Source organism: Klebsiella michiganensis, assembly GCF_002925905.1.
GTDB lineage: Bacteria > Pseudomonadota > Gammaproteobacteria > Enterobacterales > Enterobacteriaceae > Klebsiella > Klebsiella michiganensis.
The window spans coordinates 90,575-113,028 of record NZ_PRDB01000007.1; the positions used below are offsets into that span (position 1 = coordinate 90,575).

The following is a 22,454-nucleotide window of genomic DNA, read 5'->3' on the forward strand; positions in this document are numbered from 1 at the left end:
TTGCGTGATGCCGAGAGCGCTACGGGTAATTAACGCTCCACATTGCGATAAATAATGATTACTATTCGCATTCCAAAGAAGAGCGCAAAGCGATGATTTTGCGCCCCGGAAGCACTGTCGAGCAGGCAAATATTTGTTTTATCAAAGGGAGTCGTCATGTCATTACGTCATCTGTCCGCGCCGCGTCTGCGCCGTTCACTGTTGTTAACTTCGTTACTGCTGGCGGGGAGCTTTAGCGCCCACGCGGCGGAAGAAATGCTGCGCAAAGCCGTCGGCAAGGGCGCATACGAAATGGCCTATAGCCAGCAGGAGAATGCGCTGTGGGTGGCCACCTCGCAAAGCCGTTCGCTGGATAAAGGCGGTATCGTTTACCGTCTCGATCCGACGACTCTCGAAGTCACGCAGATTATTCATAACGATCTGAAACCCTTCGGCGCGACGATCGATAACGCCACTCAGACCCTGTGGTTTGGCAACACCACCGACAGCACCGTCACCGCCATTGATGCTAAAACCGGGAAAGTGAAAGGGCGTCTGGTGCTTGACGCCCGCCAGCGCAGCGAAACCGTACGTCCGCTGGCCCCGCGCGAGCTGGCGGTCAACGAGAAAACCAACACCGTCTACATCACCGGGCTGGGTAAAGAGAGCGTGATTTGGGTGGTGGATGGCGACAAGCTAACGCTGAAAGACACCATCGCCAATACTGGCGCAATGGCGACCGGTCTGGCGCTGGACGCGGAAGCGAACCGTATCTATACCACCAATGCCGACGGGGAACTGGTGACTATCGACAGCACCAGCAACAAAATCCTGTCGCGTAAAAAGCTGCAGGATGATGGCAAAGAGCACTTCTATCTCAACCTGAGCCTGGATACTGCCGGACATCGCGCCTTTATCACCGACGGTAAACAGCCGGAAGTGCTGGTGATCGATATTCGCGATGGCAAAGTGCTGGAGAAAATCGCCGCGCCGGAGTCCCTGGCCGTGCTGTTTAACCCGACCCGCAATGAAGCCTACGTGACGCACCGTAAAGCCGGCGAAGTGAGCGTGATCGATGGTAAGACCTACAAAGTGGTCAAGACCTTCAAAACGCCGACTCATCCGAACAGCCTGACGCTCTCCGCCGATGGTAAAACGCTGTACGTCAGCGTGAAGCAGGAGTCGACGCGTCAGAAAGAGGCGACCCAGCCGGATGACGTTATCCGCATCGCGCTGTGATCCTGACGGGAGGGGGCAACCTCTCCCGCCATCAGTGTGCTCGCACTGCAGCCGGGTGGCGGATTACGCCTCACCGCGCCTACAAAATGCACTGTTTTCTGTCTGCCCGAAAACCGCACCCATCCAGATATCACCCTCTGTTACAAACACTTATTAGCCTGATAAATGTAATGGCTATAAACTTACGGCTTTCCTGCGCAAGCGGGACGGTGGCATTAATCCTGGAGAAAAGATGAAAAAATCATTAATGGTTGTTTGCGCCGGCGCGATGCTGGCTCTTCTGGCGGGCTGTAGCTCAAACTATGTCATGACGACAAAAAGCGGGCAGACTATCGTAACGCAGGGCAAGCCGAAGCTGGATAAAGATACCGGAATGACCAGCTATACTGATGAGTCGGGCAATAAGCGCCAGATTAACAGCAGCGATGTGGCTCAGCTGGTGGAAGATAATTAAGTTGTGCGGTTGCGGTTTGCCCGGTGAGGCAAACCGCAAAGTGATTTATTGCTGTTTTTCAATATTCGGCGCGGTGCTATGAATGTCATGCACGCGCTTGCGCACGCCAAACCAGCCGGCGACCAGCAAAACGGCAATCAGCGGAAGCGAACCGATGGTATAAGTCCCATTCGGATAATCGAAAGCCATTAATACCAGCACGCTAAGCAGGAACAGCAGGGTCAGCCAGGAGGTAAAAGGCGCACCCGGCATCTTGAAGCTAACGTCCGCCGCTTTGCCTTCCTTGATCGCCTTACGCAGGCGCATCTGGCACACCACAATAAAGCCCCATGAAGCGATAATCCCCAGCGACGCGACGTTAAGGACAATTTCAAATACCTGCGAAGGCACCAGGTAGTTGAGGAATACCCCAACGACATACACCGCCAGCGTCGCCAGAATCCCGGCGTAGGGCACGTGGTGGCGGCTCATTTTCGACATAAACTTCGGCGCCGAACCGCCCATCGACATGGAGCGCAGAATACGCCCGGTGCAGTAGAGGCCGGAGTTGAGGCTGGAGAGCGCGGCGGTTAACACCACAATATTCATCACGCTGCCGATATACGGCACGCCCAGCTTCGAGAAGAAGGTGACGAACGGGCTCTGCCCGGCCTGATAGGCATTCCACGGCAGCAGCAGCACCAGCAGCAGCACTGAGCCAACGTAGAACAGACCAATACGCCAGATAACGCTGTTAATGGCGCGCGGCACCATGGTCTGCGGGTCTTTACACTCGCCAGCGGCGGTACCCACCAGTTCGATAGAGGCGAAGGCGAACACCACCCCCTGTACCAGCACCAGCGCCGGCAGCAGGCCGTGCGGGAACAGGCCGCCGTTATCGGTAATCAGGTGGAAACCGGTAGCATTGCCATCCAGCGGCTTTCCGCTGCCAAGAAAAATAGTCCCGACCACCAGAAACGCGACGATCGCCAGAACTTTCACCAGCGCGAACCAGAACTCCATCTCGGCGAACCATTTCACGCCGATCATGTTCATGGTGCCGACAATCGCCAGCGCGCCGAGGGCGAAGACCCACTGCGGAACGTCGCCAAACGCGCCCCAGTAGTGCATATACAGCGCGACGGCGGTGATATCGACGATCCCGGTCATCGCCCAGTTGATAAAGTACATCCAGCCCGCAACGTAAGCCGCTTTTTCGCCGAGGAACTCGCGGGCGTAGGAGACGAAGCTGCCGCTGGAGGGGCGATGAAGCACCAGCTCGCCCAGCGCGCGTAAGATAAAGAACGAGAAGAGGCCGCAGACCAGATAAACCAGCGCCAGGGCCGGTCCGGCCATCTGCAGGCGCGCGCCCGCGCCGAGGAACAGGCCGGTACCAATTGCGCCGCCGATGGCAATCATCTGCACCTGACGGTTGCCCATCGCCTTGTGGTAGCCCGACTCCTGCGAGTTCAGCCAGTGGCGTTTGGCAGCGTGCTGCTCCGCCACGCTAGAGTGTTTTGTATTCATTGATGTCGCTATTTTCCTGTCAATGTCCATGAAGTGGTTCGTGCTGCTGGCTCTCTCATCATTCTGAGGAATGAGATAAGCGAGCATGGCGGAGAATCCTACACGTATCGGAAAATGGACGCACGCAAAAGATTTGCGGACAGCACTTGCTTAAATATCAATGAGATCGGAAGCTTTTCGGCGTTCGCGCATGATGGGGAAATTTTGCTCATCGTTTTAACGTTATTGCGCTATTATTCTCCGCCCGCGTTTTGCCCGAGAGACCACGATGAAAATCAATGTAGTAGGGACCAGCGGCGTCGGCAAATCCACCCTCGCGCGTCGGCTGGCTCAGGAACTGTCACTGCCTTATATTGAAATGGATGTGCTCTACTGGCTGCCCGAGTGGCAAGGGACGCCGGACGATGAGTTCTACGCCAAACTCACCGCCGCGCTCGCCGCGCCCGGCTGGGTGCTGGACGGCAACTATAACCGCAGCCGCCCGGTAAAATGGCGCGATGTGGATCTGGTGGTATGGGTGGACTACAGCTTCTGGCGCACGATCCGCCAGGCGGTCCGTCGCGCGGCTTCACGCGCAAGCCGACGGCAGGAGCTGTGGCCCGGCACCGGCAATTGCGAAACCTTCCGCCGCTCTTTCTTTAGCCGGGACTCTATTATTCTCTGGACGCTGAAAACCTGGCGCAACAATCGCCGGCGTTACCTGGCGGATATGCAGGACCCGCAGTATCAACACATTCGCTTTGTTCGTTTACGCGACCAGCAGCAGACCGAGGCGCTGGTGCGCGAGCTTCGGCAGAATAGCCGATAATCCCCCGGCTCGCGCTGCGCGTAGCCGGGCTACCGGACCGCAGATTGTCGGTAACCCGTAGCCCGGGTAAGGCGTTTACGCCGCAACCCGGGGAATATGCCGTGACGTGGCATTGCTGCGGCTTCTTCCCGGCTTGCGCTGCGCTTAGCCGGGCTACCGAACCGCAGATTGCTGGTAACCCGTAGCCCGGGTAAGGCGTTTACGCCGCAACCCGGGGAATATGCCGTAACTTGGCATTGCTGCGGCTTCTTCCCGGCTTGCGCTGCGCTTAGCCGGGCTACAGGGCTACCGGACCGCAGATTGTCGGTAACCCGTAGCCCGGGTAAGGCGTTTACGCCGCAACCCGGGGAATATGCCGTGACGTGGCATTGCTGCGGCTTCTTCCCGGCTTGCGCTGCGCTTAGCCGGGCTACCGAACCGCAGATTGCTGGTAACCCGTAGCCCGGGTAAGGCGTTTACGCCGCAACCCGGGGAATATGCCGTGACGTGGCATTGCTGCGGCTTCTTCCCGGCTTGCGCTGCGCTTAGCCGGGCTACCGAACCGCAGATTGCTGGTAACCCGTAGCCCGGGTAAGGCGTTTACGCCGCAACCCGGGGAATATGCCGTGACGTGGCATTGCTGCGGCTTCTTCCCGGCTTGCAAAGCTCCTGCCCGGGCTACCGGGCCACAGATTGCTGGTAATCCGTAGCCCGGGTAAGGCGTTTACGCCGCAACCCGGGGAATATGCCGTAACTTGGCATTGCTGCGGCTTCTTCCCGGCTTGCACAGCTCCTGCCCGGGCTACAGGCCCACAGATTGCTGAGGACGCGTAGCCCGGGCAGATGCGCAGCATCGCCTCCGGGGCAGTTACCTCACCGCATATCTAATTTCCGGCAGAGTAAATGTAAATAAATTGTTTCTCACCAGCCGCGGGCGCTTCTAATAATGCAGACATGTTAATCCACATGAGCCTGCGAAATGTCTTATCGAATCAGTATCCTGGATAAAAGCCCGCTGGCAGCCGGAGAAACGGCTGCCCAGGCGCTGGCGCGTACATTAACGCTTGCGCAACAGGCGGAAGCCTGGGGCTATCATCGCTTCTGGATAGCCGAACACCACAATACTGACCAGCTCGCCAGTCCGTCGCCAGAGCTGGCCATTGCCTGGATCCTCGGCCAGACCCGCAGGATTCGCGTTGGCTCCGGCGGCGTCATGCTGCAGCACTACAGCCCGTATAAAGTGGCGGAAAACTTCAATATGCTGGCTTCCCTCGCTCCGGGCCGCGTGGATCTGGGCGTGGGCAAAGCCCCTGGCGGACTGCCGCTCTCCACTCGCGCGTTACAGCAGGGGCTTGACCCCCAGCAAAAGGGGCGTTTTGCCGACCAGCTGGCGCAGCTCGACAACTGGCTGTCGCTGACCGAAACCGACGGTGAGGAGAGCGTCCGCGCAACGCCGATCCCGCCGCGTCGCGCCGACGGCTTTCTGCTCGGCGCCAGCCTGGAGAGCGCGCAGCTGGCGGCGCAGCTGGACTGGAACTTCGTCTTCGCCGCCCATCTCAACGGCGATAAGCAGCTGCTGCGCGAGGTGTTAACCCGCTGGCGTGAACTGAGCCGTCGAGACGCGATTATTGCCGTCCAGGTCATCGTGGCCGAAGAGGCCGCGACGGCGGCGGAGCTGGCAAAATCCGTCGAAACGTGGGGCGTTGAGCTGGAAAACGGCCAGCGGGTCACCGTCGGCAGCGAAGCGCAGGCGGCCGCCTTTGCCCGTCAGGCGGGCAGCAGGCCGACGCGCATTACCCGGCGGGAATCGGCGGTGCTGTTCGGCACCCCGGAACAGGTGAAAGCGCAGCTGGATGCCCTGCAGTCGGCCTGGAACATCGACGAATTTATTATCGACACGCCCATTAACGATGGCGCGGCGCGCCTTAACTCCCTGCGCCTGCTGGCCCGGGCGCATTTGAGCGCGGAGGTGCAGCCATGAGCCTTGCCGAACAGTTAATTCGCTGGCGGCGCGAACTGCACCAGTACCCCGAGCTCTCGCTGCAGGAGGTCGACACCACCGCACGTATTCGCGACTGGCTGCAGAGCGGCGGCATCAGCCTGCTGCCTTATGAACTGAAAACCGGCGCGGTTGCCGAAGTGGGCAGCGGCGATAAGGTGATAGCCCTGCGTGCCGATATCGATGCGCTGCCTATCGAAGAGGCGGCCAGCGTGCCGTTTCGCTCGTTGAATGCCGGCGTAATGCACGCCTGCGGGCATGATATTCATACCAGCGTGATCCTTGGCGCGGCCTTACTGCTGAAACAACGCGAAGCGCAGCTGGCGGGACGCGTCCGTATTCTGTTCCAGCCGGCGGAGGAGAGCTTCGGCGGCGCGAAAACCCTGATTCGCGCCGGCGTGCTGGAGGGCGTTTCCGCCATTTTCGGTATGCATAATGAACCGGGTCTGCCGGTGGGCGAATTCGCCACCCGAGGCGGCGCGTTTTACGCCAACGTCGATCGCTTTGTGTTTAAGGTGACCGGCAAAGGCGCTCACGCCGCCCGGCCTCATGAAGGGAAGGACGCCATTCTGCTGGCCAGCCAGCTGGTGACCCTGCTGCAAAGCGTCGCCAGCCGCGAAGTGAATACCCTTGATTCCGTGGTGCTTAGCGTCACGCGGATTCAGGGCGGCAATACCTGGAACGTCCTGCCGGAAAGCGTCGAGCTGGAAGGTACGCTGCGCACCCACAGCAGCGAAGTCCAGCAGCGGGTGAAAGCGCGGGTGAGCGAGATTGCCGCCGGCTTCGCCAGCGCCTTCGGCGCGCAGATAGATGTCTTCTGGTACGCCGGACCGACCGCGCTGGTTAATGATGAGCGCTGGGCCGCTTTCGCCAGCGACGTGGCCGATAAGTCCGGCTACCGCACGCACCATGCGGATCTCCATCTCGGCGGGGAGGATTTTGCCGTTTATCTTCAGCATATTCCCGGCGCGTTCGTCAGCATCGGCAGCGCCAGCGAATTTGGTCTTCACCATCCGGCGTTTAACCCGGATGAGCGTTTAATCGCCCCGGCGGCGCACTACTTTGCCGATCTGGCAGAGCAGGCATTAAAAGCACTTTAATTATTCAGGGTCATTGACTAAGGATTAACGATGTCTGAACAACGGCAGCTGCGCATTGGTACTATATTACACGGCGCATCGGGAAATATGTCGGCCTGGCGTCATCCGGCCGCGCTGGCCGACGCCAGTATTAACTTTGAGTTCGTCAAGCAGACGGCGTTAAAAGCGGAAGAGGGCAAGCTAGATTTTATTTTTGTTGCCGATGGCTTATATATTAATGAAAAATCGATCCCGCATTTTTTAAATCGTTTTGAACCGCTCACCGTATTATCCACCCTTGCGGCGGTAACTTCGCGTTTAGGCCTGGTCGGTACCCTGTCGACCTCCTACAGCGAACCCTTTACCACCGCCCGCCAGTTCGCCAGCCTCGATCATCTGAGCGGCGGCCGCGCGGGCTGGAACGTGGTCACCTCGCCGCTGGAAGGTTCAGCAAAAAACTTCTCCCGCGCCCAGCATCCCGATCATGCGCTGCGCTACCGTATTGCCGATGAATATCTGCAGGTTGTCAAAGGCCTGTGGGACTCCTGGGAGCAGGACGCGTTTATTCGTAATAAAGAGAGCGGCCAGTTCTTTGATAAAAACAAGCTGCACACGCTTAATCATCACGGCGATTTCTTTAAAGTAGCCGGTCCGCTAAATATTGCCCGCACGCCGCAGGGCCGGCCCATTATCTTTCAGGCGGGCGCCTCCGATGACGGTAAAAAGTTAGCCGCCAGCCACGCAGACGCTATTTTTACCCATCAGGAGTCGCTGGCGGAGGCGCAGGCCTTTTATCGCGACGTCAAAAGCCAGCTTGCAGCGCACGGCCGCCGGGAGAGCGAACTGCATATCTTCCAGGGCGTCAGCGTCATCGTTGGCGACAGCGCCGACGATGTGGAGCAGCAATACCAGACCACCGCTGCGCTGGTGTCGATTGAAGACGCGCTGAATTATCTCGGCCGCTATTTTGAACATCACGACTTTGCTCAGTATCCGCTGGATGAGGCGTTCCCGGATATCGGCGACCTCGGGCAGAACAGCTTTCGCAGCACCACCGACGAGATAAAACGCAATGCCCGCGAACGCGGCCTGACGCTGCGCCAGGTGGCGCTGGAGGCGGCCAGCCCGCGACCGCGCTTTGCCGGAACCGCTGAAGAGGTGGCGGATGGCCTGCAGCAGTGGTTTGAACAGCGCGCGACGGACGGTTTTATTATCCAGGGCGGTACGCCGGATACCTTCCCGCGCTTTGTGGACCAGGTGGTACCGATTCTTCAGCAGCGCGGACTATTCCGCCGGGAATATCCCGGCACCACGCTGCGCGAAAGCTTAGGGCTGGCAGAGCCCGTGAATCAATTCCAAAAACAATAATAGAGAACACCCGCTATGCAGAAAACGCAGAAAAAATCGCTATTACTGGCGCTGGCGCTGGCCGTTAGCGCGTCATCCTGGGCGCAGAACGTCACGATCAACGGCACCGGCGTGAGCCTCGACGCCAACAAAACGCCGATTCATACGGCGAAAAACCCGCAGGCTATCGCGCAGCTGCCGAAAGGTCTCCACCTGGCGGTGCCGGGTAAGCTAACGGTCGCGGTCGCCGCGCTGAACTCACCGCCGCTGACCGTGTTTTCTGACGATAACAAAACCCTGCTCGGCAGCGAGGTGGATATCGCCCGCCTGGTGGCCGACAGCCTCGGGCTGGAGCTGAATGTGGTACCCACCTCGTGGGAGGACTGGCCGCTTGGCGTCGCTTCCGGCAAATATGATGCGGCGGTCAGCAATATCACCGTGACCAAAGAGCGCAAAGAGAAGTTTGATTTCGCCACCTACCGCAAAGATTCGCTGGGTTTTTACGTCAAGAGCACCAGTCCGCTGAGCAAAATTGAAAAAGCGGAAGATATTGCCGGGCTGCGGATTATCGTCGGCTCCGGCACCAATCAGGAAGCCATTTTGCTGGCGTGGAACGCCGAGAATCTCAAGAAGGGGCTGAAGCCGTTTACGCCGGTCTACACCAAAGACGACGCCGCCCAGACCCTGGCGCTGCAGTCCGGGCGCGCCGACGCCTTCTTCGGCCCCAACGTGATCGGCGCGTGGAAAGCGGCGCTGACCGGCAAAACCAAGCTGGTAGGCAGCGTTGACGGCGGCTGGCCGAAGGCGGCGCATATTGCCGTGACGGTGAAAAAAGGCAGCGGTCTGGTAGAACCGGTACAGACGGCGCTGAACGGCGCAATCCGCAGCGGCGACTACGCGAAGGTGCTGAACCGCTGGGGGGAAGGCGTGGAGAGCATTCCGCAATCGGAAATCAACCCGGCCGGACTCGGCGACTAACAGGAGGCATGATGAGCGATCTATTCCGCGATGTCTCTCCGGAAGCGCCGGAGCTGCAGCCGATTATTGAGGGCCTGTTCGGCGAGTACGCCGCGCGCTACGGCGACTATTTCTCCCGCGATGCCGAAGTCGAGCTGACTGAATGGTATCTGGCGCCGCAGGGGCTGTTTATCGTGCTGGAGCGCGAAGGGGAAATTATCGCCACCGGCGCGTACAAACCGAAAGATTCCCATACGGCAGAAATCAAACGTATCTGGACCCATCGTCGTCTGCGCCAGCAGGGGCTGGCGGCGAAAGTGGTGCAGGAGCTGGAGCGACGGGCGCTGCTCGCGGGCTACAGCCATATCTATCTGACCACCGGTTTTCGGCAGCCGGAAGCGGTGCGGCTCTACCTGAGCCAGGGCTACGAGGCGCAGTTTGACCTCAGCCGCGATCCGGAAGAGTACAGCCTGCCGCCGTTCGATGGTCGACTGCGCTTTACGAAAGCGCTGGCGGTCAGCGCGCTGAGCCAGAGCGCTTAAGGAGCCAATATGCATACCCAGGAAACGATTAAGGTTGTCCCCGCGCGCTATCCGCTGCGGGCGGTAGGCGCGCTGCTGGCGCTGCTGGTGCTGGCGGTGGTGATTCAATCGGTCGCCTTTAACCCGCGCTGGGAGTGGCGCGTCTTTGCCCGCTGGTTCTTTGACCCGGTGATCCTTGAAGGTCTCGGGCAGACGCTGCTGCTGACCCTGCTGGCGACGGCGCTGAGCGTTATTCTCGGCGGCCTGCTGGCGCTGGCCCGGCTCTCCAGTTCATGGCTGCTGAGCAGCCTGGCCTGGGGCTATATCTGGCTGTTCCGCTCGCTGCCGCTGATCGTGGTGCTGATTATTCTCTACAACTTCTCCTATCTTTACGACACGCTAGCGATAGGCATTCCGTTCACCGCGATTCGCTGGGCCAGCTTTGAGACCATCAACGTACTGGGGCAGTTTTCTACCGCCGTTGTCGGGCTGACCCTGGTGCAAAGCGCCTACACCGCCGAAATTATCCGCGGCGGCTTTCTCGGGGTCGATCACGGGCAGTATGAAGCGGCGGCGGCGCTGGGGCTTCCGGCCAGCCGTCGGACCCTGCGCATTATTCTGCCGCAGGCGCTGCGCACCATTTTACCGGCGGGCTTTAACGAAATTATCAGCCTCGCCAAGGGGACGGCGATGGTTTACGTGCTGGCGATGCCGGAGCTGTTTTACACCATCCAGATGATCTATAACCGCACCCAGGAAGTGATCCCGCTGCTGATGGTCGGCGCCGCCTGGTATCTGGCGATCACCAGCGTGCTGTCGCTGATCCAGTATCTGGTCGAGCGAGGACTGGCCCGCAGCGAACGCCGCTCGGCGGTCAATAGCGCCCGCAGCAGCCGCCGCGTTGAGTCCATTCGTCGCCCACAACCCCAGGAGTCCGCCCATGCCCAACTCTCGTAACGGCCATATCTCCATCACCGGCGTCAGCAAATATTTTGGCCGCCACAAAGCGCTTGATGACGTATCGCTGGAAATCGAACCCGGCACGGTGACGGTGATCCTCGGGCCGTCCGGTTCGGGAAAATCGACGCTGCTGCGGGCGATTAATCATCTGGAGCGCGTGGATGAAGGCTTTATTCAGATCGATGGCGACTATATCGGCTATCGCCGTAAAGGCGACAAGCTCTACGAGCTGAAAGAGAAAGAGATCCTCCGCCAGCGGGTTAACGTCGGCTACGTATTTCAGAACTTCAACCTGTTCCCGCATCTGACGGTGCTGGAAAATCTGATTGAGGCCCCCATAGCCCATAAGCAGGCGACCCGCAAAGAGGCGATCGCGCGGGCGTATGAACTGCTGGACGTGGTCGGACTGCGCAATAAAGCCGACGCCTGGTCGCGGCACCTGTCCGGCGGCCAGCAGCAGCGCATCGCTATTGCCCGGGCGCTGGCGCTTAACCCGCGGGTAATGCTGTTCGATGAACCGACCTCCGCGCTCGACCCTGAGCTGGTGGGGGAAGTGCTGGACGTGATTAAAAAGCTGGCGCGCTCCGGCACCACGCTGGTGGTGGTCACCCATGAAATCGGTTTTGCGAAAGAGGTGGCGGACCGGGTGGTGTTTATGGTCGACGGCAAGATAGTCGAGCAGGGCAGCAGCGACGCCGTGCTGAACCAACCGCAGCATCCGCGTACGCGGCAGTTCTTATCGAGGGTATTAGCGGCATGAGAAACGGACTTTTGGCCCTGACACTACTCTCTTTATCTGCGGCATCGCAGGCGGCTATCGACCTGCGCGCCAACGAGCAGCCGCTGCCGGTGACCCGCGATGAGCAGGCGATCGCGAAGATCCCGGCAAATTACGCCTTCGTCGAGCCGGGTACCTTAACGGTGGCGATTTCGGCGCTCAATTCGCCGCCGCTGGCGCTGTTGGCCAGCGATAACCGCACGCGTATCGGCAGCGACCCGGATATTGCCCGGCTGCTGGCCGGCAGCCTCGGGCTGAAGCTAAAGCTGGTGCCCACCGCCTGGGAGGACTGGCCGCTGGGGATTACTTCCGGACGCTACGACGTCGCGCTGGTCAATATTGCGGTGACCGAGCAGCGGAAAGAGAAGTTTGATTTTGCCACCTATCGCGTTGACTCTCTGGCCTTTTCCGTGAAATCAACCAGCGATATCGCCCGCGTGAGCGGTCCGGCGGATCTCGCGGGTAAAAAAGTGATCGTCGGGTCCGGGACTAACCAGGAGCGGATTTTGCTCGGCTGGAACGCCGAAAACGAAGCCGCCGGGCGGCAACCCGCGCTGCCGGTCTACCTGACCGATGACGCCTCGGGCAACCTCTATATTCAGTCCGGTCGCGCGGACGTGTTCTTTGGGCCGCAGTCGGTGGCGGCCTATAAAGCGGCGCTCAGCGGCAAAACCAAAGTCGTCGGCCTGGGGCCGAAAAAAGCGTACGTTGCCACCACGACCAAAAAGGGCAACGGCCTGGCTCCGGCGCTGCAGGCGGCGCTGAACGGCGCGATTGCTCGCGGCGAGTATCAGAAAGTGCTGGCGCGCTGGGGAGAGCAGGGCGAAGAGGTGACGCAATCGGAAGTGAATCCGCCGGGGATAACCTACTAAAAAACCGCTGTTTCGCAGGAGTGTGATGCGAAACAGCGGAGGCGAATGCTCGCCAGGGTTTTAAATCAGGCGGCGCGCGGGGTCAGCGTCAAACGATCCAGCGGCCCGACGATAAACAGATAGGAGAACAGGCCCAGCACGCCCATGGAACCGACGTACAGGATGGCGTAATCAAAGGAGTGGGTATTAGCGAGGATCACGCCGATAACCAGCGGCGTGATAATACTCGCCAGGTTGCCGCACATGTTGAACACCCCGCCGGCAATTCCCAGCATTTCCTTCGGCGAGGTGTCGCTCAGCACGCACCAGCCGAGGTTACCGAAACCTTTAGCAAAGAAGGCCAGGCTCATGGCGGCGATCGCCACCACTTCCGAGGTGGTGTAGTTGGCGACGACAATCACGCAGGAGAGCAGCATGCCGCAGATCACCGGCAGCTTGCGGGCGGTCGTCAGGCTGTAGCCGCGTTTGAGCAGCCAGTCTGAGAATACCCCACCGAGCAGTCCGCCGATAAATCCGGCAATGGCCGGGATACTGGCGACAAAACCGACCTTGAGGATCGACATACCTTTGGCCTGGTAGAGATAGGTGGGAAACCACGTCAGGAAGAACCAGGTAATGGACGTTACGCAGAACTGGCCGATATACACGCCGATCATCATGCGATTAACGCAGACGCTTTTAATCTGCGCGAGGGTTAATTTCTGCTGCGTTTTTTTCGTCCCTAATTCCGGCTCGCCGCCGCCTTCGCGAATATAGTCGAGCTCCTGTTGGTTAATTTTTGGATGATGAGAGGGATCTCTTACTTTTACCAGCCAGAATATTCCCAGCACCACGCCGATAGCGCCAATATAATAAAATACGTAGTGCCAGCTTAAATTATGCAGAATAATCGTCATTAGCGGCGTAATAATTCCCAGGGAAATATACTGCGCGGCCTGATAGACCGAGGTGACGAACCCGCGCTCTTTGTTGGGAAACCACTGTACGCTGAGACGGCTGTTAGCGGGGAAGGCGGGGGCTTCAATCGCGCCCATCATCAGGCGCAGAATCACCAGTACGATCAATGGGCTGGCGAACAGATAGATCGTTCCCTGAAACATGGTGACGATCGACCAGCCAATCAGCGCGCAGCCGTAGACCAGCCGCGAACCATATTTATCCAGCAGCCAGCCGCCGGGTATTTGCATAATGACGTAGGAGATACCAAAAACTGAAAAGGCCAGCCCCATCGCCTCGGGATCAAAGCCTAGCTCTTTGCTCATAATAGGCGCGACGACGGACAGCGTTGCCCGGTCGGCATAATTAAATACGGTAGCCAGAAATAAAAACAGTAATATGCCGTAACGCACGTTGCTGCGTTTTAAGGGAGTAGTCATCTTCAACTCCTTTGCAGGGTTGTTTATTGTGGGTACAGTCAATAAGAGGTATTTCCCCGGCAGGGCTACAGGTTTTCAGTCATCTGCGGACCGGTAGCCCGGACAGATGCGCCGCATCGCCTCCGGGAAAACGCGATATTCTCCCGGGGGCGGCGCTTGACGCGCCTTGCCCGGGCTACGGAGCCTTTAGCCCTTGTGCCGCCATCCGGGGAATTCGGTTAAGGGCGTTTACCAAACTCGCAGCTTTGCTGGGTCCAGCGGCGGGCCTGTTCGCTCAGGGTAAAGCCCAGACCGTGGCGTTCGGAAACCCACATCCGCCCGTCGCGCAGCTCCAGCTGTTCGTTAAACAGCGGGTTCAGCCACTCGAAGTGCTCCAGCCACGGCTCGAGCGGGTAGGCGGCGGCGAGATGCAGGTGTACCTCCATCGCAAAGTGCGGGGCCAGCTTGCGACCGTGCTTCGCCGCCAGATCCATAATCTTCAGGAACGGGGAGATCCCGCCGACGCGCGGCGCATCCGGCTGGACAAAGTCGCTGGCGTTGCCGAGGATAAGCTGCTCATGTTCGCGGAAGCTGGTCAGCATCTCGCCGGTGGCAATCGGCGTATCCAGCGCGGCGGCGAGCTGCGCGTGGCCTTCAACATCGTAGGCGTCAAGGGGCTCTTCAATCCAGATCAGATTGAACTGCTCCATTTTGCGCCCCATGCGGATGGCGGTTTCGCGATCCCACTGCTGGTTGGCGTCCACCATCAGCGGGAAGTCATCGCCCAGCACCTCACGCACCGCCGTCAGGCGACGAATATCTTCGGCGGTATTCGGCTGACCGACCTTCAGCTTAATCCCGCCAATCCCGTTCTCACGGGAGATAGCCACGTTTTTTAACACCTGATCCAGCGGCGTATGCAGAAAGCCGCCGGAGGTGTTGTAGCACTGAACGGAATCGCGGTGCGCGCCGAGCAGTTTCGCCAGCGGTAGTCCGGCGCGTTTGGCTTTCATATCCCACAGCGCAATATCAAGAGGGGAGATGGCCTGTACCGCCATACCGCTGCGGCCAACGGATGCGCCGGCCCACAGCAGTTTGGTGTAGATCTTGTCGATATCGTTCGGGTCTTCGCCGAGCAGATTATCGGCGATCTCTTTGGCGTGGGCGTAAATGCCCTGGCCGCCCGCACGCTTGGAATAGCTGAAGCCAACGCCTTCAAAGCCGTCCCGGGAGCGGATTTCCGCGATGATGATCGCTACTTCGGTAAGCGGTTTTTGCCGACCGGTCAGAACCTTTGCATCGCTAACGGGGGTCGCCAGCGGCAGAAAGGCCAGCGACAGTTTGACGTGTTCAATGCGGTCGCCGGTTTCAGCGGCGGTTTTGACGCCGGAAGCTTTGGCGTAGGTCACGGACTCGGAATTAGCGCTCGAGGTCATAGTCAGTTCCTTTTTAGTGATAAAATGTTTGCGCTAACATTTTTAATCCTGAAATTGTCCTGGCGCTACGACAGTGATTTTAATTTGTACAAACGATCACAATTAGCGGTTATAAAGGGTAAAATTATGCAGCTCAGGTCACGATCCAAAAAGGTTTGTGAAAAATCACAAATCAAAATGATAGCGATAACATTTTGTGTTTCAGGTATTTGATTCTATTGAGGATGTCGAGGTGAGCGCTGGCAATTGCGCGGGCCATCATCAATAATGCCCACAGAAAACGACTCAACACAGGGGCTTAGTCGTGAAAAGCAGAAAACCGACGCGCGCGCCGACGCTGGATGACGTAGCCCGTAGCGCCGGATTGTCGTCGATGACGGTCAGCCGGGCGCTGAATACGCCGCAGCTGGTGAGGCCAAAAACGGTCGAGAAAGTGATGCAGGCGGTGCAGGCAACGGGCTATATCCCTAACGCGCTGGCCGGCGGCCTGGCCTCCAGGCGCAGCAAGCTGGTGGCCGTGGTGGTGCCGCAAATCAATAACAATATGTTTGTCGATACCATCCAGGCGCTGAGCGATACCCTGGCGGCGCGCGGCTACCATATGCTGCTGTGCGTGGCGGGCTACAGCCGACAGACCGAAGCCGAGCTGGTAGCAACCTTACTCTCCCGGCGTCCGGATGGCGTGGTATTGACCGGCATTCAGCACGCCCCGGCGCTGAAGAAGACGATCCTCAACGCCGCCACGCCGGTGGTGGAAATCTGGGATCTCACCCCGACGCCGCTGGATATGCTGGTCGGTTTTTCGCATGAAAAAGTCGGCGAAACCATTGGCGAGTACCTACTGGAAAAAGGCTACCGCCGCCCGGGTCTGCTGTGGGCCGGCGATGCGCGCGCGACGTTGCGAAAGCAGGGGCTCCGCGCCCGGCTGGCCAAAAACGGCATTGACGATGCGCCGCAGGTCGAGGTGCCGCTTCCGGCATCGCTGGCGCTGGGGCGTCGCGGGCTGGCCGAGCTGCTCGCCGGCGGCGAGTTTGACGTTATCGTCTGCAGCTCCGATACCCTTGCCCAGGGGGCGATTATGGAAGCCGAAAGCCGGGGGCTGCGCGTGCCGCAGGATCTGGCGGTGATCGGTTTTGGCGATCTGGACTTCGCCGCCAGCAACCGTCCGGCCATCACCACCGTCAGCGTCGACCGTCATGCCATCGGCGAGCAGGCGGCCACGCTGCTTGCCGACCGCATAGAAGGCGGAGAAGAAGGGGAAGCGATTATTGATATCGGCTTTCACCTGGTGGCGCGCGAGTCGGCGTAGCTCTGCCGTTTCGCATGTGCGAGGGGGCCTCAATAGCGGCATGGCGTAATCAAATCTATACTGCAAAATTGCTAAACCCGTCGCCGCTCTGTTCCTGAGCGGCAAATTCATCGAGGGCGCAGAATATGATCACCGTCTATGGCGTACCCGGCTGGGGCTCAACAATTAGCGAACTGATGCTGACGCTGGCCGATATCCCGTACCATTTTGTTAACGTTGAGGGCTTTGACCAGCCGGGCCCGCAGCGCGACCGCCTCAAAAAGATCAACCCGCTGTGTCAGGTGCCGACCCTGACGCTTGCAGATGGCAGCGTGATGACCGAAACCGCGGCGATTGCCCTGATGATCCTCGACGTTCGACCGGATCTGGCTCCGGCGCCGGGATCGCCGCAGCGGCATGCCTTTCAGCGTCTGCTCATCTGGCTGGTGGCGAACGTCTATCCCACCTTTACCTTTGCGGATTACCCGGAGCGCTGGGCCGCCGATGCGCCAGAACAGCTGCGGGAAAGCTGCATCAGCTATCGCAAATCGCTCTATCTGTGGCTGGAGGAGCAGCTTGCCGCCGCGCCGTATGCGCTGGGGGCGGAGATAACCCTGCTGGACTGCTATATTGCGGCGATGTGCGCCTGGGGCCCGCGCCGGGAGTGGTTTGCGGCGCAGACGCCAAAATTCTTCGCCGTGGCGGATGCGGTGTATCGCCATCCCAAACTCGAAGCCGTTCTGCGCCGCAACGAGCTGATTTAAAGCACAAAAAGCGATCCGGATGACGCGGGTTATGCTAGTTTTATCGTCCAGACAATAAAGGAGCCTGCTATGCCGCACGTTGATATTAAATGTTTTCCCCGCGACCTGAATGATGAACAAAAAGCGGCGCTGGCCGCCGATATTACCGAGGTGTTGATTCGCCACCTCAACAGCAAAGAGAGTTCAGTGAGCGTGGCCCTGAAGCAGGTTGAGCCGAGCGACTGGCAGCAGGTGTGGGACAGCGAAATCGCCCCGCAGATGGAACAGTTGATTAAGAAACCGGGCTATAGCATGTAACCCGGTTTCTTTCCCGGAGGCGATGCTGCGCATCTGTCCGGGCTACGCGTTCCCGGCGATCTGCGGTCCGGTAGCCCGGGCAGGCGCTCTGCGCCGCCCCCGGGAAGAAGCGCGTGGGTTGCTGTATTAGAACCAAATCTCCGTCTGCACGCCAAAGTTCCAGTTACCACCGGCGGTAAAGCCTTTACTGCCGAAATCATCGTTGATCGCGTAGCGATCCAGATCTTTATCCCAGTTCATCCACGTAACAAAGAAACGTATCTCCGGCCGCGCTTTAATATCCAATACATCGCCCACTTTAAACGTCGGGGCGAAGGTCAGCTTGTAAAAATCGCCGCTCACCGCCTGGTATTGATGCACGCCGCTGTCGTAGCGATAGGTTCGGCCGTTGGGATTCAGGTCCATATATTGCCAGGACGCCTCGTACAGCAGGGCGAAGTTGCGGGTGATCCCCTGGGATACCCGCAGGTTGAAGGTTGCCCAATCGTAGCGGTCCCCGTCGCGATAGCGGTCTTCGCTATGCTGGGCGATAACCGATGGCGCAAGCTGCCAGTTTTTCCCCAGCGGCAAAATACCGTATGACGCAAAGCGCAGAGATTTGGCGTTTTCGGTAAGATCGCCGTCGCTGCCCGGCTGCCGCGCTTCGGCGCCCAGCCCGCCGCCGTACTGCAGGGCGCTCTCCGAAACGCCCGGCGCCAGGCCATAAAACCGCTGTTTGTCGTGATACGCCAGCATCGCGTAGTAGCCGTTTTTCGCCGTATTATCGCTGCGCAGGGCGTAGCTGCCGGTTGTCGACGTCGTATCTTTCAGGTCATCGTTACCCTGGGCGGTCATCGCCGTGGTCATCAGCTGCCAGTTGTTCCAGAAGTGGTTGGCGGTAAACATCAGGTTCTGTATATCGTTATCCTGATAGTTATCGCTGCCCAGGTCGCCAAAGCTGCGCGCATAGACCGAGTAATCGCCGTGCAGCGTGCTGTTCCAGTTGACGTCATTGATCCCGCCGCCGGTACCGCCGAGGAACATAATATCGCTATCGGTAAAGTGGATATCGAAGTTATCGCGGTCGAAACGCTTGCCCGCCCAGATGGAGGCGCTCCTGAATGGCCCGGAAAAATCGGCGAAATTACCCATCTCGACGTACAGCTGGCGCACGTTCAGATGGTGACTGTCGTTATCCTGCACCCACGGATCCGGGTTGGTCGCGCCGTCGGCAAGCATGGTTTTAAAGTGCGCCCACGACCCGTCGCTGAAGGTCATTTTTTTGCCGAAGCTGAGCTCCACGTAGTTATCTTTCTCATTGCCGAGACGGCCAACGTGGGCGTCACCGTTGAGCGAACTGGCCGGCGAGATCCCCGGACCGCCGCGCGCGCCTTTGCCGTGGCTGTTGACCAGCATTCCCGAGCGGGCGTAGGCGTTAAATTCAAAACCGTCGGTAAGGCGGGTTTTCGCCAGCTGTTTGTCGGCAGCCTGCTGCTTTTGCTCCGTGGCATCGGTGCGCTGGCTTAACGTCTGCACCTGTTTTTCCGCCGCCGCCGCACGCTGTTCTGCCGCGCTGGTGCGCAGCTCCGCCTGCTGCGCCCGACGTTTAGCCTCTCCGGCCTCCTGCTCCGCATGATTAAGCCGGGCCTCCAGCAGCGCCAGCCGTTGTTCGACGGTGAGCGGGGCCGCATTTGCGCCGTAAGCCGAAAAAAGGGCGCAGCAAACCGCCGCGCTAATCAAAGAGATACGCATATTAATCCTTATTTTTTTCAGAGGTATGAAGGGTGTGCTGCGCCTTACAGGGCGTGGTTTTCTCCGGCGACTGACGACGCGTCCGACGGCGCGCGGCGTCCGGCATCAAGGTCGGCGCGGATCTGTTCATACTGGTCGTCGAGGCGATAGAAGCGGCCAATCCACAGCATTGAGGCGACAATCAGCAGCGCCGGGATATAGAGGTAGCAGGCTTTTATCGCCAGCATCGCGCCGTCGCTTTGGGCCTGGTTGGCGATATAGCCGCCGGATGAGAGCAGTACCCCGGTAATAGCGCCCGCGCCCGCCATAGCCACCTTGCCAAGAAAGCCGTTGATAGAGGTCAAAATGCCGGCGGTATTGATGCCGGTTTTCCACACCCCGTAATCCACCGGATCGGCCTGCATGGAGAAGTAAATTGCCGTGCGCTGTCCGGCGCCAAGCGATAGCACCACCGCACCGGCAACCAGGCCCCAGCTGTTAACGCCTGCCGCCATCATCATGCCCATGCCGACCAGGTTGATCGCGCTGGCGACCAGATAAACGTGGCGCTTTTTCATCCGGCTGGCGAGCAGCGGCACGGTGAGGGTACCCAGCAGAGGCACGAAGGTAGAGATCCCGGCGACGATCGCCGTGAGATCGTTATTGCCGACGTAATAATGGAAAAAGTAGACCAGCGCCCCGGTCTGGAAGAAAAACGCGCCCCACATCAGGAAAATATTGATGGCGAAGACGAACCACGGCCGGTTGGCGCGCAGGCTGACCCAGGCGCGTTTTAAGGTCATGCGCTCCTGCGTAATGCTGATATTTTCCTTAACGTTCCGGAAGCTCACCAGCAGGAAGAAGGTGGCAATAACGCCGAAAACCACCGCCGTGTAGAAGAAGCCGTGCTGCTGATTGCCTTTCCCCAGCGCGCCAACCAGCGGCAGAGTGGCGACCGCGACGATGGTCGCGCCGAGCGAACCGAGCAGAATACGCACCGCCGACAGCGTGGTGCGTTCCCGCGAGTCGTTCGTCAGAAATGGCAGCATGGCGCAGAACGGAATGTTGACGATGGTATAGAGAAACGACAGGCACAGATAGGTGACAAAAGCGTAGATCAGCTTACCGGTGGTGCCGAAATCCGGCACGTAGAAGGCCAGAATACACAGCAATCCGAAAGGGATCGCGCCAATAAGCAGATACGGACGACAGCGTCCCCAGCGGGTGGCGGTATTGTCGATAACCAGCCCCATCAGCACGTCGGCAACGCCATCCACCAGACGCGTCACGAGAAACATCAGGCCAACGTAATAGGCGGGCAGGCCCATCACGTCGGTGTAAAAGAACATCAGATAAAGAGAGATCATTTGCCACACGAGATTGCAGGAGAGGTCGGCGATGCCATAGCCAAGGCGCTGCCGCCACAGGGTAAAGGTTGTTTCTGCCATAAAAATACACTCGCTTATCGTTGTTGTTAAAGTCCGTACTGGCGAATAAACCAGGCCGGGGTGCAGCTCCACGCATGGCAATAACTGTTTATCAGTTTGCTGCCATAAGGGGAAAAATCAGGATGCGCCGGGTCGAAGATTTCCCAGAAGGTATCGGCGCCGTAGTCGACCATGGCTCCCCAGTAGGCTTTGATCTGCGCAATTGCCTCGTCGCGCAGCCCGCACTGCAGAAGGGCGGCGATATAGTGATGACGCAGGTAGGGTGTGTTCATGGCGACCGCGGGGGGATTTTTCTCCAGGTTGCGCATGATCTCCCGGCGCTGCTGCGGCGTGCCGACTTCCGCCAGCACCAGCCAGATTTGCGATGCCCAGGAGACCTGCCGCCGGGCGCCGCTGACGTAAAAGCCCTGCTGCGGGTCCCATAACGCATCGAGGGCCGCCGCTTTGAGCTGCTGTAAACGCTGGCGATAGCTTGCGGCCAGCTCAGGTTCGAAACGCTCCGCCAGCCAGACGGCGCGCTGCAGGCAGTAAATCAGTACCCCCTGCGCCGCCGCCTGTTTATTCAGCGACGCCTGCCAGTCGATAAACACCCACCAGTCGTCGCTATCGCGCACAACGCCGGAGGCGTCGCAGCGGGTCAGCGCCAGTTCTACCTGACGACGCGCCGTGGGCCACAGCTCGCGGGCCGTGGCCATATCCTCCGCGCTTTGCAGATAGTTGTAGAGGACGTCGACAAAAAACAATGAATAATCAAAAAGAAAGGTATCGTCCGCAATGACATCCGGCTGCACGAACACGTTGGCCGATACCATGCCGTCCTCGCGAGTATGCCCGGCAAAAAGGTACAGGCAGCGGCGCACCAGATCGTGGCGTGCGAAGGTGACATCGTTGACCAGCGCCTGCAGACGTAAATCGCCGAGCCACAGGCGGCGGTCGCGTTTGGGGCCATCTTCAAACACTTCCTGCATGCAGTTTTGCAGGGTCAGCACGGCAACGTTATCGATGGTCCGGAGCTGCGGGTCGGAGGTTGTCGCCGCCGGGCATGCGCCGCTGGCCGAGGTGACCGCGTTAACCTCAACCTGCGTGAACTGCAGGCGAAACTTGCGCGAAACGGCTTTGACCTCCACCTTCAGATAGCGGAAGCAGTAGCGGCGCGGCAGGTCAATTTCGGCGGGCAGGACATCAAGCCACAGATCCTGCTGCTGCAGCCAGCTACTGCTGAGCCAGCCCTGATAGTCGCTGAACGGTTCGCACACTTCGCTCAGCGTTTCGCCGAAGGTCAACTGCAGATGGGCCGGAGCGTCCGGCGGACTCCCGGCGCTCTGGCAGAGAAAATGCAGGTAGCCAACGTAGTGGCTGCCAAAATCAATAATGACGCTATCGCCGCTGCTCAGCTCGCGCTGGTAAAACGCGGCCAGGGTGCTCACCGGCTCGGCGCGCCAGCCGAAGAGCGCCGCGGCGTCGGCGTGGGCTTCGACTACCGCGATCGGCGGGTGTGCCTGACGACTCAGCGCGGGCCGGAGCGCCTCGGCGGTACGTAAAAATTTCGGGTGGCGGGTCATCATGACCTGAGAATTATGCTGAATTGCCTGTGACATACTGCGTCCTCTGTGTTGATTTGTCCGCAGCATAAGACGCCGCCGCCCGCGGCAACCACTCTGGCAATGCCAATGCATCT

18 protein-coding genes and 1 pseudogene are annotated in these 22,454 nt (G+C 59.2%); 13 read left to right on the forward strand and 6 right to left on the reverse strand.

The features are described 5' to 3' along the window. The first annotated feature begins 156 nt into the window (after positions 1-156). Together yncE and CDA56_RS16590 are read left to right on the forward strand one after the other, a co-directional pair. On the forward strand, positions 157-1,218 hold the full coding sequence (gene yncE / locus CDA56_RS16585; protein ID WP_048262996.1) for a 7-bladed beta-propeller protein YncE: 1,062 nt from the start codon (positions 157-159) through the stop codon (positions 1,216-1,218). A 232-nt stretch (positions 1,219-1,450) separates the two neighbouring features. Further along, positions 1,451-1,672, forward strand: coding sequence for a YgdI/YgdR family lipoprotein (locus tag CDA56_RS16590; RefSeq protein WP_009652277.1), 222 nt, complete (start codon positions 1,451-1,453; stop codon positions 1,670-1,672). A gap of 45 nt (positions 1,673-1,717) precedes the next feature. Here the strand turns inward: CDA56_RS16590 and ansP are convergent, their stop codons facing one another. Further along, a complete protein-coding gene (gene ansP / locus CDA56_RS16595) occupies positions 1,718-3,178 on the reverse strand; it encodes an L-asparagine permease (RefSeq protein WP_025107878.1) in 1,461 nt (486 codons plus the stop codon). Positions 3,179-3,446: 268 nt separating this feature from the next. Here ansP and CDA56_RS16600 point away from each other — a divergent pair, with 268 nt between their 5' ends. From CDA56_RS16600 to CDA56_RS16645, 8 genes and pseudogenes are all read left to right on the forward strand, one after another. Then, the gene (locus CDA56_RS16600; protein WP_032749200.1) at positions 3,447-3,986 is read left to right on the forward strand and encodes an AAA family ATPase; all 540 of its coding nucleotides are present in this window, start codon (positions 3,447-3,449) and stop codon (positions 3,984-3,986) included. Positions 3,987-4,944: 958 nt separating this feature from the next. Continuing rightward, positions 4,945-5,946 carry an LLM class flavin-dependent oxidoreductase gene (locus CDA56_RS16610; RefSeq protein WP_102803954.1) on the forward strand — a complete coding sequence of 334 codons (1,002 nt, stop codon included), beginning with the start codon at positions 4,945-4,947 and terminating at the stop codon, positions 5,944-5,946. Next, the gene (locus tag CDA56_RS16615; RefSeq protein ID WP_049080892.1) at positions 5,943-7,064 is read left to right on the forward strand and encodes an amidohydrolase; all 1,122 of its coding nucleotides are present in this window, start codon (positions 5,943-5,945) and stop codon (positions 7,062-7,064) included. The genes CDA56_RS16610 and CDA56_RS16615 overlap by 4 nt, the downstream gene beginning before the upstream one ends. A gap of 30 nt (positions 7,065-7,094) precedes the next feature. After that, positions 7,095-9,368 (forward strand): annotated as a pseudogene (locus CDA56_RS31280) (NtaA/DmoA family FMN-dependent monooxygenase). An 11-nt stretch (positions 9,369-9,379) separates the two neighbouring features. Then, positions 9,380-9,889 carry a GNAT family N-acetyltransferase gene (locus tag CDA56_RS16630; protein ID WP_102803953.1) on the forward strand — a complete coding sequence of 170 codons (510 nt, stop codon included), beginning with the start codon at positions 9,380-9,382 and terminating at the stop codon, positions 9,887-9,889. A 9-nt stretch (positions 9,890-9,898) separates the two neighbouring features. Then, complete coding sequence (locus CDA56_RS16635; protein ID WP_014229255.1) at positions 9,899-10,825, forward strand: amino acid ABC transporter permease; 927 nt, start codon at positions 9,899-9,901, stop codon at positions 10,823-10,825. Then, positions 10,809-11,588, forward strand: a complete 780-nt coding sequence (locus CDA56_RS16640) for an amino acid ABC transporter ATP-binding protein (RefSeq protein WP_014229256.1) — start codon at positions 10,809-10,811, stop codon at positions 11,586-11,588. The genes CDA56_RS16635 and CDA56_RS16640 overlap by 17 nt, the downstream gene beginning before the upstream one ends. Next, positions 11,585-12,478, forward strand: a complete 894-nt coding sequence (locus CDA56_RS16645) for an ABC transporter substrate-binding protein (protein ID WP_029946963.1) — start codon at positions 11,585-11,587, stop codon at positions 12,476-12,478. Before CDA56_RS16640 ends, CDA56_RS16645 begins: the two co-directional genes overlap by 4 nt. Positions 12,479-12,543: 65 nt before the next feature. Here CDA56_RS16645 and CDA56_RS16650 read toward each other — a convergent pair whose 3' ends face one another. Continuing rightward, entirely contained in the window at positions 12,544-13,854 is a 1,311-nt protein-coding gene (locus tag CDA56_RS16650) for an MFS transporter (protein WP_064357552.1), read from the reverse strand. A gap of 218 nt (positions 13,855-14,072) precedes the next feature. Beyond that, positions 14,073-15,269: an L-talarate/galactarate dehydratase gene (locus CDA56_RS16655; protein ID WP_057174140.1), complete on the reverse strand. Its 1,197-nt coding sequence runs from the start codon at positions 15,267-15,269 to the stop codon at positions 14,073-14,075. Positions 15,270-15,573: 304 nt separating this feature from the next. Between CDA56_RS16655 and CDA56_RS16660 the strand changes: the two genes are divergently transcribed. The 3 genes from CDA56_RS16660 to pptA all read left to right on the forward strand — a co-directional run bounded on the left by CDA56_RS16660 (position 15,574) and on the right by pptA (position 17,618). Continuing rightward, positions 15,574-16,578 carry a LacI family DNA-binding transcriptional regulator gene (locus CDA56_RS16660; protein WP_029946962.1) on the forward strand — a complete coding sequence of 335 codons (1,005 nt, stop codon included), beginning with the start codon at positions 15,574-15,576 and terminating at the stop codon, positions 16,576-16,578. A gap of 125 nt (positions 16,579-16,703) precedes the next feature. Further along, entirely contained in the window at positions 16,704-17,321 is a 618-nt protein-coding gene (locus CDA56_RS16665) for a glutathione S-transferase family protein (protein ID WP_102803951.1), read from the forward strand. A gap of 69 nt (positions 17,322-17,390) precedes the next feature. After that, the gene (pptA, locus tag CDA56_RS16670) at positions 17,391-17,618 is read left to right on the forward strand and encodes a tautomerase PptA (protein WP_004850668.1); all 228 of its coding nucleotides are present in this window, start codon (positions 17,391-17,393) and stop codon (positions 17,616-17,618) included. A 126-nt stretch (positions 17,619-17,744) separates the two neighbouring features. On the opposite strand, the gene CDA56_RS16675 is transcribed toward pptA, so the two are convergent. The 3 genes from CDA56_RS16675 to CDA56_RS16685 are packed head-to-tail and all read right to left on the reverse strand — an operon-like array spanning position 17,745 to position 22,374. Then, positions 17,745-19,349, reverse strand: a complete 1,605-nt coding sequence (locus tag CDA56_RS16675) for a carbohydrate porin (protein WP_102803950.1) — start codon at positions 19,347-19,349, stop codon at positions 17,745-17,747. Positions 19,350-19,393: 44 nt separating this feature from the next. After that, complete coding sequence (locus CDA56_RS16680) at positions 19,394-20,776, reverse strand: glycoside-pentoside-hexuronide (GPH):cation symporter (RefSeq protein ID WP_014229264.1); 1,383 nt, start codon at positions 20,774-20,776, stop codon at positions 19,394-19,396. Positions 20,777-20,802: 26 nt separating this feature from the next. Further along, positions 20,803-22,374, reverse strand: a complete 1,572-nt coding sequence (locus CDA56_RS16685) for an alpha-L-rhamnosidase-related protein (RefSeq protein ID WP_102803949.1) — start codon at positions 22,372-22,374, stop codon at positions 20,803-20,805. Positions 22,375-22,454: the final 80 nt, after the last annotated feature.

Excerpts from the sequence above, each read along its gene's own strand:
- CDA56_RS16650 (WP_064357552.1), bottom strand. The coding sequence starts at position 13,854 with ATGACTACTCCCTTAAAACGCAGCAACGTGCGTTACGGCATATTACTG.
- CDA56_RS16635 (WP_014229255.1), top strand. The coding sequence starts at position 9,899 with ATGCATACCCAGGAAACGATTAAGGTTGTCCCCGCGCGCTATCCGCTG.
- CDA56_RS16655 (WP_057174140.1), bottom strand. The coding sequence starts at position 15,269 with ATGACCTCGAGCGCTAATTCCGAGTCCGTGACCTACGCCAAAGCTTCC.
- CDA56_RS16600 (WP_032749200.1), top strand. The coding sequence starts at position 3,447 with ATGAAAATCAATGTAGTAGGGACCAGCGGCGTCGGCAAATCCACCCTC.
- CDA56_RS16615 (WP_049080892.1), top strand. The coding sequence starts at position 5,943 with ATGAGCCTTGCCGAACAGTTAATTCGCTGGCGGCGCGAACTGCACCAG.
- CDA56_RS16610 (WP_102803954.1), top strand. The coding sequence starts at position 4,945 with ATGTCTTATCGAATCAGTATCCTGGATAAAAGCCCGCTGGCAGCCGGA.
- CDA56_RS16630 (WP_102803953.1), top strand. The coding sequence starts at position 9,380 with ATGAGCGATCTATTCCGCGATGTCTCTCCGGAAGCGCCGGAGCTGCAG.
- CDA56_RS16680 (WP_014229264.1), bottom strand. The coding sequence starts at position 20,776 with ATGGCAGAAACAACCTTTACCCTGTGGCGGCAGCGCCTTGGCTATGGC.
- ansP (WP_025107878.1), bottom strand. The coding sequence starts at position 3,178 with ATGAATACAAAACACTCTAGCGTGGCGGAGCAGCACGCTGCCAAACGC.
- yncE (WP_048262996.1), top strand. The coding sequence starts at position 157 with ATGTCATTACGTCATCTGTCCGCGCCGCGTCTGCGCCGTTCACTGTTG.
- CDA56_RS16645 (WP_029946963.1), top strand. The coding sequence starts at position 11,585 with ATGAGAAACGGACTTTTGGCCCTGACACTACTCTCTTTATCTGCGGCA.
- pptA (WP_004850668.1), top strand. The coding sequence starts at position 17,391 with ATGCCGCACGTTGATATTAAATGTTTTCCCCGCGACCTGAATGATGAA.
- CDA56_RS16590 (WP_009652277.1), top strand. The coding sequence starts at position 1,451 with ATGAAAAAATCATTAATGGTTGTTTGCGCCGGCGCGATGCTGGCTCTT.
- CDA56_RS16640 (WP_014229256.1), top strand. The coding sequence starts at position 10,809 with ATGCCCAACTCTCGTAACGGCCATATCTCCATCACCGGCGTCAGCAAA.
- CDA56_RS16665 (WP_102803951.1), top strand. The coding sequence starts at position 16,704 with ATGATCACCGTCTATGGCGTACCCGGCTGGGGCTCAACAATTAGCGAA.
- CDA56_RS16685 (WP_102803949.1), bottom strand. The coding sequence starts at position 22,374 with ATGTCACAGGCAATTCAGCATAATTCTCAGGTCATGATGACCCGCCAC.
- CDA56_RS16675 (WP_102803950.1), bottom strand. The coding sequence starts at position 19,349 with ATGCGTATCTCTTTGATTAGCGCGGCGGTTTGCTGCGCCCTTTTTTCG.